This window comes from Capnocytophaga sp. oral taxon 329 str. F0087 (genome assembly GCF_000213295.2).
Lineage (GTDB): Bacteria > Bacteroidota > Bacteroidia > Flavobacteriales > Flavobacteriaceae > Capnocytophaga > Capnocytophaga leadbetteri_A.
Window position 1 is genome coordinate 13,312 of the sequence record NZ_KN389993.1, and the last position, 16,375, is coordinate 29,686.

Annotated in this window: 16 protein-coding genes; 9 read left to right on the top strand and 7 right to left on the bottom strand. The window is 36.4% G+C overall.

What is annotated here, in order from left to right; all coding sequences use genetic code 11:
* The 8 genes from aroC to lpdA form a co-directional block, all read left to right on the top strand.
* Positions 1-725 (top strand): chorismate synthase (aroC, locus tag HMPREF9074_RS03810; RefSeq protein WP_034539733.1); only part of this gene is annotated, 725 nt, incomplete at its 5' end.
* 12 nt (positions 726-737) lie between these two features.
* Positions 738-1,019 (top strand): hypothetical protein, encoded by a 282-nt coding sequence (locus HMPREF9074_RS03815; protein ID WP_009392942.1) that lies wholly within the window; start codon positions 738-740, stop codon positions 1,017-1,019.
* A gap of 2 nt (positions 1,020-1,021) precedes the next feature.
* Positions 1,022-1,378, top strand: a complete 357-nt coding sequence (locus HMPREF9074_RS03820; RefSeq protein WP_009392941.1) for a hypothetical protein — start codon at positions 1,022-1,024, stop codon at positions 1,376-1,378.
* A 9-nt stretch (positions 1,379-1,387) separates the two neighbouring features.
* A complete protein-coding gene (locus HMPREF9074_RS03825; protein WP_009392940.1) occupies positions 1,388-2,167 on the top strand; it encodes a DpnI domain-containing protein in 780 nt (259 codons plus the stop codon).
* The gene (locus HMPREF9074_RS03830) at positions 2,154-2,459 is read left to right on the top strand and encodes a DpnD/PcfM family protein (RefSeq protein WP_009392939.1); all 306 of its coding nucleotides are present in this window, start codon (positions 2,154-2,156) and stop codon (positions 2,457-2,459) included. The genes HMPREF9074_RS03825 and HMPREF9074_RS03830 overlap by 14 nt, the downstream gene beginning before the upstream one ends.
* 20 nt (positions 2,460-2,479) lie before the next feature.
* Positions 2,480-3,556 (top strand): AI-2E family transporter, encoded by a 1,077-nt coding sequence (locus HMPREF9074_RS03835; RefSeq protein ID WP_009392938.1) that lies wholly within the window; start codon positions 2,480-2,482, stop codon positions 3,554-3,556.
* Positions 3,557-3,558: 2 nt separating this feature from the next.
* Complete coding sequence (locus tag HMPREF9074_RS03840) at positions 3,559-5,211, top strand: DKNYY domain-containing protein (RefSeq protein WP_009392937.1); 1,653 nt, start codon at positions 3,559-3,561, stop codon at positions 5,209-5,211.
* Between the two features lie 155 nt (positions 5,212-5,366).
* Complete coding sequence (gene lpdA / locus HMPREF9074_RS03845; RefSeq protein ID WP_009392936.1) at positions 5,367-6,764, top strand: dihydrolipoyl dehydrogenase; 1,398 nt, start codon at positions 5,367-5,369, stop codon at positions 6,762-6,764.
* Positions 6,765-6,843: 79 nt separating this feature from the next.
* On the opposite strand, the gene bioA is transcribed toward lpdA, so the two are convergent.
* The 5 genes from bioA to HMPREF9074_RS03865 all read right to left on the bottom strand — a co-directional run bounded on the left by bioA (position 6,844) and on the right by HMPREF9074_RS03865 (position 11,031).
* Positions 6,844-8,121 (bottom strand): adenosylmethionine--8-amino-7-oxononanoate transaminase, encoded by a 1,278-nt coding sequence (gene bioA / locus HMPREF9074_RS03850; RefSeq protein WP_009392935.1) that lies wholly within the window; start codon positions 8,119-8,121, stop codon positions 6,844-6,846.
* A complete protein-coding gene (nth, locus tag HMPREF9074_RS03855; protein WP_009392934.1) occupies positions 8,118-8,747 on the bottom strand; it encodes an endonuclease III domain-containing protein in 630 nt (209 codons plus the stop codon). Before nth ends, bioA begins: the two co-directional genes overlap by 4 nt.
* Before the next feature lie 28 nt (positions 8,748-8,775).
* Positions 8,776-8,904, bottom strand: coding sequence for a hypothetical protein (locus HMPREF9074_RS12780; RefSeq protein ID WP_009392933.1), 129 nt, complete (start codon positions 8,902-8,904; stop codon positions 8,776-8,778).
* 131 nt (positions 8,905-9,035) lie between these two features.
* Entirely contained in the window at positions 9,036-10,115 is a 1,080-nt protein-coding gene (locus HMPREF9074_RS03860; RefSeq protein WP_009392932.1) for an efflux RND transporter periplasmic adaptor subunit, read from the bottom strand.
* An 85-nt stretch (positions 10,116-10,200) separates the two neighbouring features.
* Positions 10,201-11,031, bottom strand: coding sequence for an SAM hydrolase/SAM-dependent halogenase family protein (locus HMPREF9074_RS03865; protein ID WP_009392931.1), 831 nt, complete (start codon positions 11,029-11,031; stop codon positions 10,201-10,203).
* A gap of 162 nt (positions 11,032-11,193) precedes the next feature.
* On the opposite strand from HMPREF9074_RS03865, the gene HMPREF9074_RS03870 reads away from it, so the two are divergent.
* On the top strand, positions 11,194-12,852 hold the full coding sequence (locus HMPREF9074_RS03870) for a ribonucleoside-diphosphate reductase subunit alpha (protein ID WP_255359602.1): 1,659 nt from the start codon (positions 11,194-11,196) through the stop codon (positions 12,850-12,852).
* A gap of 69 nt (positions 12,853-12,921) precedes the next feature.
* Here HMPREF9074_RS03870 and HMPREF9074_RS03875 read toward each other — a convergent pair whose 3' ends face one another.
* Positions 12,922-15,339: a glycoside hydrolase family 95 protein gene (locus HMPREF9074_RS03875; protein WP_009392928.1), complete on the bottom strand. Its 2,418-nt coding sequence runs from the start codon at positions 15,337-15,339 to the stop codon at positions 12,922-12,924.
* 24 nt (positions 15,340-15,363) lie between these two features.
* A complete protein-coding gene (locus HMPREF9074_RS03880) occupies positions 15,364-16,338 on the bottom strand; it encodes a hypothetical protein (protein WP_009392927.1) in 975 nt (324 codons plus the stop codon).
* Positions 16,339-16,375: the final 37 nt, after the last annotated feature.

Sequence of the window (16,375 nt, forward strand, 5' to 3'; positions counted from 1 at the left end):
ACGGCATTCGCGATGTTCGCGGCGGTGGGCGCTCATCAGCACGCGAAACGGTCAGCCGTGTGGTAGCAGGAGCTATTGCCAAACAGGTAATCAAAGGAATACAAATTAACGCTTATGTGTCGAGTGTAGGCGAGCTTACCCTTACTAAACCCTACACCGACCTCAATTTAGCCATAGCCGAAACCAATGCCGTACGCTGTCCCGACCCTATTTTAGCCGAGCAAATAGAAGCCTATATCAAAGCCATACGCAAGGAGGGCGATACGGTGGGCGGAGTGGTAAGCTGTGTGGTAAAAGGGGTACCTATAGGTTGGGGCGAACCTGTATTTGATAAACTCCACGCACAACTCGGCAAGGCGATGCTTTCTATCAATGCCGTAAAAGGCTTTGAGTATGGCAGTGGCTTTGCGAGTACTACAATGCGAGGCAGTCAGCACAACGACCTTTTCAACCCCGATGGCACTACCCAAACCAACTATTCAGGGGGCATACAAGGGGGCATTAGCAATGGTATGAATATTTATTTTCGGGTGGCTTTTAAGCCTGTAGCTACCCTTATGCAATCGCAACCCGCCCTCGATAGCAGGGGCAACATTGTAGAGATGCAAGGCAAGGGCAGGCACGACCCCTGTGTAGTACCCCGTGCCGTCCCTATTGTAGAAGCAATGACCGCAATGGTACTATTAGATTTTTGCTTGATTAATGAGACTATAAAAACATTTTAAGGTGTATTAACTATGCTTGATATACTCAAAAATAATTTGAGTGATGCACAAATAGTAGATGTATCTTATCAGAAAGGAATCTTATTATTAGCATTAAAAGACTATCAAAATACAATACATAAGCACCTTTTTGAGAATGTCATTGCATTATCATTTCAGAATTATCTTAATGAAGATATTAGTGAAATACGTTCTTCTTTTTGGAAAGAAGAAAATGATACCATTTGCCAAATAGTCATTCTATCGGCTTGGACAAATAAAGAAATTGTACGTTTTTCATTTTTTACATATTAATTATGTCCGCAGAAGCTTATGTAATATTTGAAGATACTACTTGGTATCAAAAACATAAAGAAGAAATCAGAGAACAAATTTTTCTGTTAGATACTTATGTGGGTCATCCAATACAAATAGGCAACTATCTAATGAAAGAAGGTGAATATTGGCTAAAAGGTACTGAGAGTAAACCTCCTCCAACTGATTGGCCATATAGTGTACGTATCTTTTTAGATCAAGAGGTCTATATTTTTATAGAAATCAGTGCACACCCCCCAAGTATAGAAAGAACCCTCACTCAATTTTTAAATTGGATAAGAAAGCAAACCCCTATCGTTTTTCAAGATGAAGATGGAGAGGATTTGGGTTATCAATGATTAAAAAATATGAACTTAGCATTGAATGTAAATTTAGCTTATGGCTATAAAAATAACTCCCAAATAGCAAGGTTACTGACTGAGAATTGGGTTTTAAATAATTGTTATTGTCCAAATTGTGGAACATTACCATTAAATGAGTTTGAAAATAATCGTCCAGTTGCTGATTTTTATTGTAATAATTGTAAAGAAGAGTTTGAATTGAAAAGCAAAAATGGGAAGTTGTCAAAAACTATTACAGATGGTGCTTATTCTACAATGATAGAAAGAATAAACTCTGAAAATAATCCTAATTTTTTCTTTTTGACTTATACAAAAAGCTGGACTGTTGATAATTTTCTGATTATACCTAAGCAATTTTTTATACCTGAGATTATCATAAAAAGACCTCCACTTGCAGAAACTGCCCAACGAGCAGGTTGGATAGGATGTAATATAGATATCTCAAAAATAGTTGATATAGGAAAGGTATTTTTAGTTAAGAATGAACAAATTATAGACAGAGATATTGTAAAAGAAACTTTTAGAAAAACCTTATTCTTGCGATTAAAAAATAAAGAATCAAAAGGTTGGCTTTTAGATGTTATGGCTTGTGTAGATACCATAAGAAAAGAGTATTTTACTCTTGATGAGGTCTATAAATTTGAACAAAAATTAAAGCAAAAATATCCAAATAATAATTTCATCAAAGATAAAATAAGACAACAGCTACAACTTTTAAGAGATAAAGAAATTATTGAATTTATTGGGCGTGGTAACTATAAAAAAGTAAAATATGGAAACATTTAAGATTGAAATTCAAGAATTATTATCAAAAACTATTGAAACTCAAGCCGAAAATATAGAAGAAGCTATTGAGAAAGTAAATCAAATGTACAGAAAGGAGGAAATAGTTTTAGATTATAACGACTTTGTAGATAAAAAAATAATACCCCAAACCCTAATGAATGAAAAAGAAATTCTAATAAAAGAAATTATAGAATATTTATATATAGAAGAGAAAAAACATTTTGAAGAATTAGAAGAACCTGATAATCATATTTTTTCTAAAATAAAGAAACTAAAAAACTTGATAGATTAGACTAAAAATAAAAACCATTTATGAACTCAAAAGAAATAGCAAATGGCATATTGCGTGCCGTAGCAATCATTGTTTTAGTAGTAGTAGGGCTGTATACCCTTTATTTGCTACAATCTATTATCGTTTATCTTATCGTTTCATTAGTCCTGACGCTAATGGGCAAACCTCTTATTTATTTCTTCCGCAAAAAACTGAAGATAAAGAGTGAAACTCTCTGTGTGGTACTTACTATGTTGCTTTTTGTACTGCTCAGTCTCGGAGTATTCAGTATGTTTATTCCCTTACTCATATCACAAGGCAAGAACCTATCAAGCCTTAATATTGATTTGCTAAAAGACAATCTTGATGCTCTTATACATCAAACTCTTAGTAAGGTTGGGTTAGAAAGAGAAGACTATTCTTTTGGTGTACAAGAGATGTTAAACTTTATTGATATTCCTAACTTTCTCAACTCGTTTATTTCCTTTATTAGCAATTTTGGAGCAGGTTTCTTTTCAGTACTCTTCATCACTTTTTTCTTTATGAAAGACGGCGACAGAATACTTATTTCCCTACTTTCTATTTTTTCTCCTAGGCGAAAACGCAAATTAAAGACTTCTATTTTCAAGATAAACAATCTGTTATCGCGTTATTTTGTAGGACTTATTCTCCAAATCACTATACTTTTTGTTGTTTATACTATTGTATTGCTTATTTTTGGGGTAGAAAATGCTTTTATCATAGCGTTGCTCTGTGCTATGCTTAATCTTATTCCTTATATAGGTCCTATGATAAGCTTTGTGCTAATGGCATTGCTAACGATGAGCAGCAACCTACAAAACGACTTTATGACTGTTAGCTTGCCTACTACTATTTATGTACTAATAGGTTTTTTGGTAGGACAATTTATTGATAATGTGTTTTCACAGCCTGTTATCTTTTCTAATTCAGTAAAATCAACTGCTTTAGAGATTTTTTTGATTACTCTTATTAGTGGTACACTTTTTGGCATCATAGGTATGGTAGTAGCTATTCCCGCTTATACCGTTTTAAAAGTAGTTTTAAAAGAGTTTTTTCCTAATAATAAAGTAGTCGGACTGCTTACTAAAAATCTATAGTTATGAAATATCTTATTTCTTTTTTGCTTCTTTGCTTTATGCAAAATCTTTCAGCCCAAGCAGAAGACTTAAAAGTTACCGATGCTACTAAGGCAGATAGCCTAACTGTAAAAAAGAATTGGAATGTACGTTACAAACATGTAGAGGGCTTTATTTTTAACAAAGATTATGTTATATTCCAAACCAGAGATAGTCTTTTTGTGCAGTGCCCCGATATGCTTACTTTTAGAGTAAAAGACTATGATTATGGTATGGCTATTGATAAAAATGGAATCTATTACCAAAATAATTTTTTCCCTATAGATACTAATGGTTTTAAGATTATAGGTTCAGACCTAATAATCGATAAAAAGGAAATAGTGCCTATTTGGCGTACTCTCCAAAAGGCTTATATAGGCAACAAAGAGATTGCTATTAGCAGTCCTGCTACTTTTGAAAATATCTATTATGATTATTTAAAAGACGAACATCATCTATATTATATTAATAATGGAAAAGTAACGATAGTACCAGATGCCGACCTTCCTTCTATTCGTAAAGACTTAGCTACCGAAAACTATATTTCCGACAAAAATGGCACCTTTTACCAATCTCAACCACTTATGTATAAAGGCGAAAGGGTACAACAGCTTACTAAAAAAATACTAAAAACCTCTCAATATGTATTATACTATGATGAAGAACTTGTTGAATTGCCTAACTACTTTCATATTCCTACCCTCAAGGCTTTAAATGAGTCTTATCTCATCGACCAAAATTATGTTTATTATATTGATTACTACTCCTACAAAACAGAGGGTAAAGACTTTAGGCTACCTATCGCCACTAAAAACTTAAGCAAAGTAAGAGTCTTTAATAATTTTGTTACCGATGGTACTATGGTATACCGCGATAATACTCCCAAACCTCAATACGACGCTGCAACTTTTGCTGAGATTCAGGATGCTTATTACTATCAATATGACAAAAAAGGAGTCTATAATTGGGATAAAAAGTTACCTTTTTTCTATACTGAAGCCCCAATTTATGGTAAAAACTTATTTAAAGATAAGGCCGGTGGAATACTCTATAAAAATCAAATATATAATAGCTCAACTGAAGAGGTTTTTATGAACCTTACCTCTAAGGAAGTACAACTGCTAAAAGAGGGAAAAGTTACTGTCTATGATTTCGTTTATCTAAAGGAGAAACGCATTCTAAAGCAAATATATTTTGATAGTGAGTTATACAAAGCTAATAACCTAATTTATGTAGATAAAACACCTCAAAAGGGGGTAGATACTACTACTTTTCAAAAAATATGGTACAATATTTATAAAGATAAAAATAAAGCCTATTATTATGATGAAAGCAATGAGTATGAGCCTAAACTCATCCCTATTGAGGGGTATGATATAACGACTCTTAGTCTTCTAACTGCTGATCTTTTAGCTGATAAGAATTATATTTATTTCACAAAATATAGGCTTATTAAAAATGATAAGGTTGAAATACTCGCTATATACCCAGGCTATAGAATGGGTTGCAGCCAAGATACACACCCTTCATCAGATTTTTATCTTCTAAAAAACGTTGATGGTTATTGGCTAACCGAATTAGGAGGTGGAGCTAAAATTCGTTTCTTAGGTACTGAATTAGAAGATTTTGAACTATAAGATATAAATTATAAATACCATAAAGAATTATTTTTCAGATAATTATAACTTTAATACGAAAGAAGAATAATTAAAAAAGGAAAATAATGATGCTTATTCAAAAAAATATTCGTAACTTTGTAGCCTAATATCAAACTTGATAAATTTTAAAAAAAATGAGTAAATACGACATTATTGTATTAGGAAGTGGTCCTGGTGGGTATGTTACTGCTATTCGCGCTTCTCAATTAGGTTTCAAAACCGCTATTGTTGAAAAAGAAAACCTTGGTGGTATCTGTCTTAACTGGGGTTGTATCCCTACTAAAGCCTTGCTAAAATCAGCACAAGTGTTTGAATATCTTAAGCACGCTGAAAGCTATGGTATCAAAGTAAAAGAAGGTTCTTTCGACAAGGATTTCCCAGCAGTTATTAAGCGTAGCCGCGATGTGGCTGCTACTATGAGCAAAGGGGTTCAGTTCTTGATGAAAAAGAACAAAATTGATGTGATAATGGGTTATGGAACTATCAAACCAGGCAAAAAGGTTGATGTAAAAGACAAAGATGGCAAAGTAACCGAATACAGCGCCGACCATATCATCATCGCTACAGGGGCTCGCTCACGCGAATTGCCAGCGCTTCCTCAAGACGGTAAGAAAATCATCGGCTATCGTCAAGCGCTTACTTTACCTGAGCAACCTAAGAAAATGATTGTAGTAGGTAGTGGTGCTATAGGTATTGAGTTCGCTCACTTCTACAATACTATGGGTACTGAGGTTACTATCGTAGAGTTTATGCCTAATATCGTACCTGTAGAAGATGAAGACATCTCTAAACAATTAGAAAAGAGCCTTAAGAAATCAGGTATCAACATTATGACTTCAGCTGAGGTTACTAAAGTAGATACTTCAGGCAAAGGTGTAAAAGCATTTGTAAAAACTGCTAAAGGCGAAGAAGTACTTGAGGCTGATATTCTTCTTTCAGCGGTAGGTATCAAAACAAATATCGAAAACATAGGCTTAGAAGCAGTAGGTATCAAAACCGACCGCGATAAAATCCAAGTAAATGAGTACTACCAAACTAATGTACCTGGTTATTACGCTATTGGTGATGTAGTACCTGGTCAAGCATTGGCACACGTAGCGTCTGCTGAAGGTATCCTTTGCGTTGAAAAAATAAAAGGATTGCACGTAGAGCCTATTAACTACGGCAATATTCCAGGTTGTACATATTGCACTCCAGAAATCGCTTCAGTAGGTCTTACCGAAAAACAAGCTAAAGAAAAAGGTTATGAGATAAAAGTTGGTAAATTCCCATTCACAGCATCTGGTAAAGCAAACGCAGCAGGTACTACTGAAGGATTTATCAAAGTTATCTTCGATGCTAAATATGGCGAATGGTTAGGCTGCCATATGATTGGAGCTGGTGTAACCGATATGATTGCTGAAGCAGTAGTAGCTCGCAAGCTCGAAACTACAGGTCACGAAATTATCAAAGCGGTACACCCTCACCCAACAATGAGCGAAGGTGTTAAAGAAGCGGTAGCAGCTGCTTATGGCGAAGCTATTGATATTTAATTTATTGTTATCATAAAAAAACTCCAAGTAAAGAACATTCTCTACTTGGAGTTTTTTTATTTTATATCCTATAAAGCTGTTATTGATTAGAAAACAGTTGTATAGCTTCTTCCAATACTTCATATACTCTATCTAACTGCTCATCAGTGATAATATAAGGAGGTAATATATAAATAATATTACCAACAGGACGCAAAATAACCCCCTTAGAAATAAAGAAATTGTAAAGCCTGTCGCGGAAAGAACCGTAATAATCAGTATTTTGGGTAGTTTTAAGGTCGAATGCTAAGATAACTCCTAAAGTACGCGCATTTTCTACAGAGGCATACTGGCTAATACGTGCTACAAATGACTGATGACGTTTAGCGATGCGCTTTAGGTTTTGCTGCATCTCATCGCTTTCTAAAATGCGAATGGCTTCTAAGGCAATAGCGCAACCAGTAGGGTTAGCCGTAAAGGTATGCCCGTGGAAAAGAGCTTTATTTACATCATTGCTGTAAAAACCGTCAAATATACGTTGGGTTGAAGTCGTTACCGCTAAAGGGATAGTACCACCTGTTAAGGCTTTTGAAAGGCACATAATGTCGGGCTTGTGATTAAGGTAGTCACAAGCAAAAGTGCGTCCTGTGCGTCCGAATCCTGTCATCACCTCATCAGCTATAGTAATTACCCCATTGGCTTGTGCTATGCTTAGTAGTTCATCTAAATCTTCAGGCGAATAGATTTGCATACCCGAAGCTCCTTGCACTAAGGCTTCAAATATAAAAGCAGCTGGCTGATGTTCAGCAATAGCTTTTCTAAGGCCTTCAGCAGAGGCCTTGCTACCTTTTTGTGGTAGGGGTATACGCACTACTTTCAGTAGATGCTCTTGAAAAGCTTCGGTAAAGAAAGAAATACCTGAAGCTGCCATTGCGCCAAAAGTATCACCGTGAAAAGCTCCTTCAAAAGCAATAACTGTAAAGCGTTTTTCACCTTTGTTGAAGAAGTATTGCAATGCCATTTTGATAGCAATTTCTACAGCAGTAGATCCATTATCAGAAAAGAAGACTTTTTGCTGGTTCTTAGGCAGTATACTAATCAGTTTTTCAGCCAATTCTACGGCAGGTTTATGAGTAAAACCCCCAAAGAGTACGTGCTCTAACTGGGTAAGCTGTTTATAGGCAGCCTGAGCTAAACGTTCGTTGCTATGACCGTAAGGGTTTACCCACCAACTGGCTATGGCATCGATGTATTCTTTGCCATCTTCGCCCCATAGTAGGGCATCTTTACCTTTTACAATTCCGAGTGGCTTGGCAGCTGTTTGGTGCTGAGTGTAAGGGTGCCACAAGTGTAGTTCGTCACGTTGTTGTAAATTCATTTTTTTGATTGTATAATTGTTTTGGTTATTATATCCTTCTCCATATCCCACCCACGTGCCGGACTGTATTCGCGTCCGTATAAGATGATTTGTATGTGTAGCTTGTTCCATTTTTCCTTAGGGAAGAGGCGTTTAGCGTCCTTTTCAGTTTGCACTACCGAACTTCCGTCTGATAATCCCCAACGGTGCATTAGTCGGTGTATGTGCGTATCAACAGGAAAGGTGGGAATGCCAAAAGCCTGAGAGAGCACCACGCTGGCAGTCTTATGACCTACTGAGGGGAGTGCTTCTAAGGCTTCGAAAGTCTGTGGTACTTCGCCATTATATTTGTCGATGAGTATTTGCGAAAGTCCGTGTATCCCTTTAGATTTCATAGGTGCGAGTCCCAAAGGTTTGATAATTTCTCTGATTTCATCTACCGAAAGCAGCACCATATCGTATGGGTTGTCAGCCTTTGCAAAAAGTATTGGGGTGATTTGGTTTACCCGTGCATCAGTAGTCTGAGCCGAAAGCAATACCGCAATGAGAAGTGTGTAAGGGTCTTTGTGCTGTAGCGGTATAGTAATTTCTGGATAAAGATTTTCGAGTGTATCAATGATAAAGTTTACCTTTTCTTTCTTTTTCACTTTATTAATGTATTTGGGTGATGAAAAACTAGTTTAGCAAGAACCATAATCCTATGCCAATTACTAATAATACAATGAGGAGACTCCCTATTGAGAATTTCATTTTGAATTTCAGTTCATATTCAGTGCTGAAAAAATCTTTAATTTTCTCTATCATAATTTTGTCTATTTTTGTTAATTATGCCACAAAGGTACAGTCTTTTTTTATTTTAGCAAAGTATTAACGTAAAAAAGACGGTTCAGTAGCTGTTGAACCGTCTTTTTTACAGTGTGTTTTTTGTGTTGAAATTATTCTACTATTTTTACGGGTGTACCATTGTCAATGTTTATCTGTCCGCTAATTATTACTTTTTCGCCTGCAGTTAATCCACTGATAATCTCTACTTTATCACCAAAATTTCTACCGCTCTTCACGGTTATTTCTTGTGCTTGTAGTATATCCTCACCTTGGGCATTTTTGCCGTTGATAATCTTGAATATTTTATTTTGGCTCACACTACCTACGAAAGCTGAATGGGGTACTACCAAGGCAGTAGAAGATTGAGCGTCAGACCCTAATTGAGCTGTAGCATACATACCTGCTTTTAGTTTTCTATCTTTGTTGGCTACTAATATTTCCACAGGGAATTTCATAGCACTGTCAGCTTTTGGCGCTATAAAAATGATTTTGCCTTCTATCTCATTAGTCATAGCACTAGGTTTGATTTTGATAGTCTGTCCTAATGTTAGCTTGCTCACTTGATTTTCATCAACAGTGATTTTCAACTTTAGATTGTCAATATTCACAACGTTAAATAGGGGAGTACCCGCTCCTACCATAGCTCCTTCTTCTACTTTTTTGCTGCTTACTATACCGCTTATCTTGCTACGTACAGAGGTGTCGCCCGATACGATAGCAGCTGAATTGTAGTTAGCTTCTGCATTTTTAACTTGCAAACGCACTTGTTCTAACTGTTGAGCGGTCACACCACCAGTTTTAAAAGCACTTTCAAAGCGTTTTAAGTCACTTTTAGCAGTTTCAAGAGCTGCTTTAGCATTTTCTAATTGTACATTGGTTCTGTCTGCTTTAGTTTGAGCTAAAACCTGTCCAGCGTTTACAAAATCACCTTCTTTTACAAAGATTTTGATAATTTGTCCGCCTACTTCAGACGATACATCAAGGTCTTGTTCAGCTACAAAAGTACCATTAGCAGAAAATAAATCTGATACATTCTCTTCAGCTACTTGTGCAGCACGTACAGCTACTTGTGCTTCTTTTTGGGCAACAATAGCTACTTCTTCAGCATTTTTCTGTTTGTTAGAATACAGTTTGAATGCCATAAAGCCTATTAAGGCAAGAATAATAATTGTGGTAATTACTTTTTTCATTTGTCAGTAAAACTTAATTTGTACTATAAAATCGGGTGCAAAGGTAATATAAAAAACTTAATAAACAAAAAAAGTTTCCTAAACTTCACAAGAAATGTACAGATACCCTATCATAATAGTCCATTCCGAAGAGAGAAGAAGCTCCTCCTACAGAGCGTCTGTCGCTTTTGTAGATACTGAATTGCAGGTAGTTGAGGTCATTAAAAAGTAGCATCCCTTCGCCATCAGGAGTAGCTCGCGATTCTGGAGGACAGTTGAAATTGATGATATCACTATATTGATTGTAAATTTTGCGGAAAGAGAACATCTTAAAAATCACTTCAAACTTGCGATTTTGTTGTATGCGTTCAAAGAGCGAACGCGATATATTGCTTACAGCATTACCATAATGGTCTATATAAATAATTACCCCATAGATAAAAGCCCCATCAGAACTAACTTCTGGATTAAAATGAGTAGCTCTTAGGTATTTATCCGTAGGAACACCTATTTGCTCAGGAGAAAGACCTTTGTAGACTTTTTCAACTACTGATGGGAATACATTTAGGGTAGGGAAGAGGGTAATAGGTATATCAGTAGCCACTTCAAATAGCTGTATAGGTTCATTTTCTTCAGCTAACAGGTTAAAAATACCATTGTCAGCCCCAATGAAATAATGACCGTTTAGCAGCATTAGTAAGTGTCTTTTTTCAGGATTGCGCTCGGCATCAACTCCTATAATGTGTATGCTACCCTTAGGGAAGTGTTTATAAGCATTTTTGAGGATATAAGCAGTCTGAAAAATATCAAACGGAGAAACTAAGTGTGAAATATCTACAATACGAGCATCGGGGCATTTGGTGTAAATAGCCCCTTTTACTGCCCCTACTGAATAGTCACGCAGCCCGAAATCGGTAGTGAGAGTGATGATTTTCATACTTATTCGAATAACAATGCAAAAGTATAATTAAAAGTTGAATCTTACAACTTAAAAGAGAGGTTTTTAGCAGATTGTTAAAAACTTTGTTGATAACTTATGTTTTGTTTATGTTTTGTAATTCGGATTTAAAGCTGTTACTTTGCACCCCGAAAAAGGAAAATTATGAACGAACAAAAAGATATATGGTGGCTCAATGAAGAGTCAGAACAAATACTCAACAGAGGCTATTTGTTAAAAGGAGAAAGCGTAGAGGGGGCGATAGATCGTATTACTCACGCTGCGGCTCGCCGTTTGTACAAGCCTGAGCTACAGCCTGCTTTCAAAGAAATGATTACCAAAGGGTGGATTAGCTTCTCGTCACCTATTTGGGCTAATATGGGTACTGAGCGTGGTTTACCTATTTCTTGTTTCAATGTACACGTACCTGATAGTATAGAAGGAATTACGCATAAATTGGGCGAGGTGATTATGCAAACCAAAATAGGTGGGGGTACTTCTGGCTATTTTGGTGAGTTGCGTAGTAGAGGTTCAGCAGTAACCGATAACGGCAAGTCGAGTGGTGCAGTAAGCTTTATGAAGCTCTTCGACTCTGCTATGGATGTAGTGTCACAAGGTGGCGTAAGACGAGGTGCTTTTGCAGCTTACTTAGACATTGATCACCCTGATGCAGAAGAGTTTCTACAGATAAAAGATGTAGAATTTCCTATCCAAAATCTCTTTTTTGGTATTTGTGTACCAGATTATTGGATGCAAGAGATGATAGATGGCGATATGGAGAAACGTCGCCTTTGGGCACGTGTGCTTGAGTCACGTCAACAAAAAGGTTTGCCTTATATTATGTTTACCGATAATGCAAACCGCAATCGCCCACAAGTATATAAAGACAAAGATATGCTCATTCGCTCAAGCAACTTGTGCAGTGAGATTATGTTACCTTCTAGCGAAGAAGAATCGTTTATCTGCTGTTTGTCGTCTATGAACTTAGAACTTTTTGATGAGTGGAAAGATACCAAGGCGGTTAAATTAGCAGTCTTCTTTTTAGATGCTGTGTTATCAGAGTTTATTGAGAAGACTAAAGGCAATTATTATCTACAAGCAGCCCGCAAGTTCGCGATGCGCCATAGAGCATTGGGCTTAGGAGTATTAGGCTATCATTCGTACTTACAACGTAATATGATACCTTTTGAAAGCTTTGAAGCTACTCAGTTTAATGCACGCACTTTTAGGCATATTCGTGAAGAAGCTGATAAAGCTACTAAAGAATTAGCTCATATTTACGGAGAGCCTGAGTTGTTAAAAGGCTATGGAAGAAGAAATACTACTACTATGGCAATAGCTCCTACTACCTCAAGCTCGGCTATATTAGGACAAGTATCACCAGGTATAGAGCCTTATTCAAGCAATTATTATAAGGTAGGCTTATCAAAAGGAAACTTTATGCGTAAAAACAAATATCTAACACAATTGTTAGAAGAAAAAGGTCTTAATAATGAAGATGTATGGCGCTCTATACGCTTAAATAATGGTTCTGTACAGCATTTGCAAGAGCTTACTCAGCTAGAAAAGAACGTATTTAAGACTTTTAAAGAGATTTCTCCTATGGAGATAGTCTCACAAGCAGCACAGCGCCAAGCCTACATAGATCAAGGTCAGAGCTTAAACCTCAATATTCCTTCTGTAATGCCTATTAAAGATGTAAATAAAGTAATGATTGAAGCATGGAAATTAGGAGTTAAGTCACTTTACTACCAACGTAGCCAGTCTGTAGCAAAAGAAATGATAATGAATTTTGTAAACTGTAGTAGTTGCGAGGCCTAACTAAAAGAAAATAAAATAGGCTGCCTGAAAAATTCTTCAGGCAGCCTATTTTTTTGGTTATAAATTATATTACTGAATCTGATAGCTTTCTCCTTTTAAGGTATCAAAGCTAACTACTTTAGCTTTTTTAGAGGCTTTTATGAGCATTGTATTATGGTGGTAAATACTTTTACCTGCAGGTAATAATAAGTAGCATTTTCCGCCTACTAATGATGTGATAGTAGCTTTTTGCAGCTGGTGTTGTTGCCAAGAGAAAGATACTTCAAAATTATTGCGAGCTTTCATTCCTTTCATAACGCCATTTTCCCAATCGGGGTGGGAAGGGAGTGCTGGTAGAAAACGAATCACATTTTGCTTCCCGTGACTTTGTAAGAGCATTTCGGCTATACCTGCCGCACCTCCAAAGTTACCGTCTATTTGAAAAGGAGGGTGTGCACAGAATAGGTTAGCATAAGAGCCACCTACTTGTCCGGTAGTTATTTCTGAACTTACGGGTCGGAGTAGTTGACGCAATAAAACTAAGGCGTGATTTCCATCCTGTAGTCGTGCCCAAAAGTTTATCTTCCAAGCTCTTGACCATCCAGTACCACCATCTCCACGCATTTGTAGTGTTTTCTCAGCAGCTTTTGCTAATTTAGGAGTATCCCAAGGGGTTATTTCATCATAAGGATATAGCCCATATAGATGCGATACATGTCGGTGATGAGGGTCAGCATCTTCCCAATCGTCTAACCATTCATTTAGGTCTCCTTTTTTTCCAATACGATTAGGAGCTGTATGTTTGATAATATCTGTCCATTGGCTGAATTTATCACTATCTACCCCCAAAATAGTAGCGGCTTGCATAGTATTACTAAAAAGCTCTCGTACTATCTGCATATCCATAGTTGGTGCTATACAAGTATTTCCAACTTGTTTTTTATTGTCTTTTGAAGGTAGTAAATAAGCATTTTCGGGTGAGTTAGAAGGAGCTGTAATCCAATACCCCTTTTTAGGCTCTTTGATAAGTAAACTTTTAAAAAAGTCAGTAGCTTGTTTTAGTACAGGGTAATACTCTTTGAGAAAGTCTATATCGTGTGTAAATAGGTAGTGTTGCCAAATATGTTCGCATAGCCAAGCGCCTCCTGTAAGAGTAGAGCCCCATACTGCTGATTCACCAGGTGAAGTATAAAACCAAGGGTTGCTAATCACGTGGGCTACCCACCCGTCAGCATTGTAATATGCTTTAGCTGTTTTATATCCGTTGGGAACTAAGTTTTTCGTAAAACGATTTAGAGGTTCTGTTAGTTCTGATAGGTTAGTAGCTTCTGCTAACCAATAATTCATCTGAATATTAATATTCAAGTGATAATCTCCATTCCAAGGAGTTTGATATTCTTCAGCCCATAAACCTTGTAAGTTAGCAGGCAAAAGACCTTCACGCGATGAAGAGATAAGCAAATATCTACCAAAATTGTAGTATAATATAGGTAATAAAGCATCTTTGTCACCTTTGTAGAAACCCTCTAAACGCTCGTAAGTACTTAGGTGTGAGGTATTACTATTTGCGTTGCCATACCAGCGATTTTTATTGAATAAACCTTGGTAAATAGTTTTGCTTTCAGCAAGAGCAGCTTCAAAAGAAGAGGTACAACGCTGTAGATAGCTCTCAGCCTTTTCTTTAACAGATACATTACTAAGCCCTCCATTTTTATATTGGTAGTTTGTAGCCATACTTATCTTGAGTATAAGCTCTTTAGCAGCTTGTATCTCTATAGCTTTTTCTTTGTTTTCAGCTTTGCCATCAGTTTGTACATCTATAGCAGAGGCAAAGTGCATGCCTTCCTTTTTGTCATCAGGTAGTACCCCTGTAAGAGTAATATGGTTATTTTGATAGCTTATAGTAGCATTTTCTTTTCTGAAGAGCGAAATATTCAAATCAAAGGGTTTAGTTCCTGTAATTTTTATCCATAAAAGATCATTCTTAAAGTCAGCGAAGGCTACTTGCTCAATAGAGTTCTCATCTCGTGTATAAGTAGTAATAGCTGTAGCTTCATCAAGGCGAAGTACTCGCTTATAATCTTTCACAGGCGTTTGATTTTTCCAATCTAAGAGCAAATCAGCAAATACCTGATAGCATCCATAACTACAGTTAGCACCTTGACCGTGACACGAACCCTTACCTCGCGCAATAAAATGTTTCTGCAGTAAGGCTTGTGCTTCTAAGTTTTTACCTTCTAAAAGTAACTGTTGAATTTCTTTCAGATAAGTATGTGCTTCAGGGTCATCAGCCTCCTGATATCCACCAGACCATAACGAAATCTCATTTAGTACAATGCGGTCGGTATCTGTTTTCCCGAAGAGAATAGCTCCTAATCTACCATTACCGATTGGTAAACTCTCTGTAAAATGCTTAGCAGGTTGTTTAAACACTACTGAAACATCCTGTGGTTGTGCCCAAAGAAAAACTCCCCAGCACAATAGTACTGTTAATAATTTGGTTTTCATAAATATTGGTAATATATTATTTTGTTATTTTAGCACTAAATCAGTACTGCCTACTTCATTTAATTTGTCGTCGTATACAGTTATTTTATAAGTACCTTTTTCAAATTCTTTTGAAGTTTTGGCTATAAAATCACATACATCTACACTCTTACTGTCGTAGATAAAATGGGTAGAAGTACTGTAGTTCACTGTGTTATCACCTTCTGAAGCACTGTCGTTAGCACCTAAAGTGATACCTGAGGGAGAACTTACTTTTATATAGAAGTTTTTACCTCCTGTTTTAGCTATTTTGTTAGCCCCTACAGTAAAACATATTCTTATTTTTTCAGCTGCACGCCCTCTGTCTGTTATTTTGTTTTTACTACCTTTTACCGCTTCGGCTGTCAGTTTTCCTATCTGTAGCGCAGCCCCTACTTCTACTACTTTTTTTAGCTTATTAGCTTGTTGCGAGAGCGAGTCTACTTTAGCTGAAGTGCTGGTCAATTTTACAGAAACACTGTCTAAATCTTTTCTGATAGCTTTGTTGATACGAGTCAGCGAGTCATTTTTTCTAAGCAGATAATCTCGTTCTTTAGCGAGGGCAAAGGCTTGGTTTTTAAAGCGAGCTAAAGCCGAAATATTAACCTTCATATTTTGCAGCGAGTCGATGTATTTGGTTATTTTTTCACGTGCTTTTAGTAGGTCTTCACTTATGTTTTTATTAGTAGCAACAGCCTTGTCATAGCTTTTTTTCAGCATATCAAGGTCGCTCATTACCTGCTTTTTCTGTATATTCAATTCGTTTTCAGTAGCCTGTCTATCTTTGTTTAGCAGGTAAGTGTAATACCCTAAGCCTCCAGTGGCCAAAGCCAATATAGCTATGATAATTTTAGATAAGATACCTCCTCCTTTAGGGGGTTCTTCATTGTCGTAACTATTATAATTAGGCAGTGATTGTGCGTTTTTTTCTAAATCATTTATAGGTTCTGAAAAGATAGATTTATTATATTCGTTACTCATAGTTTCTACTCTATTTAACCTCGCAAAAGTACAAAAA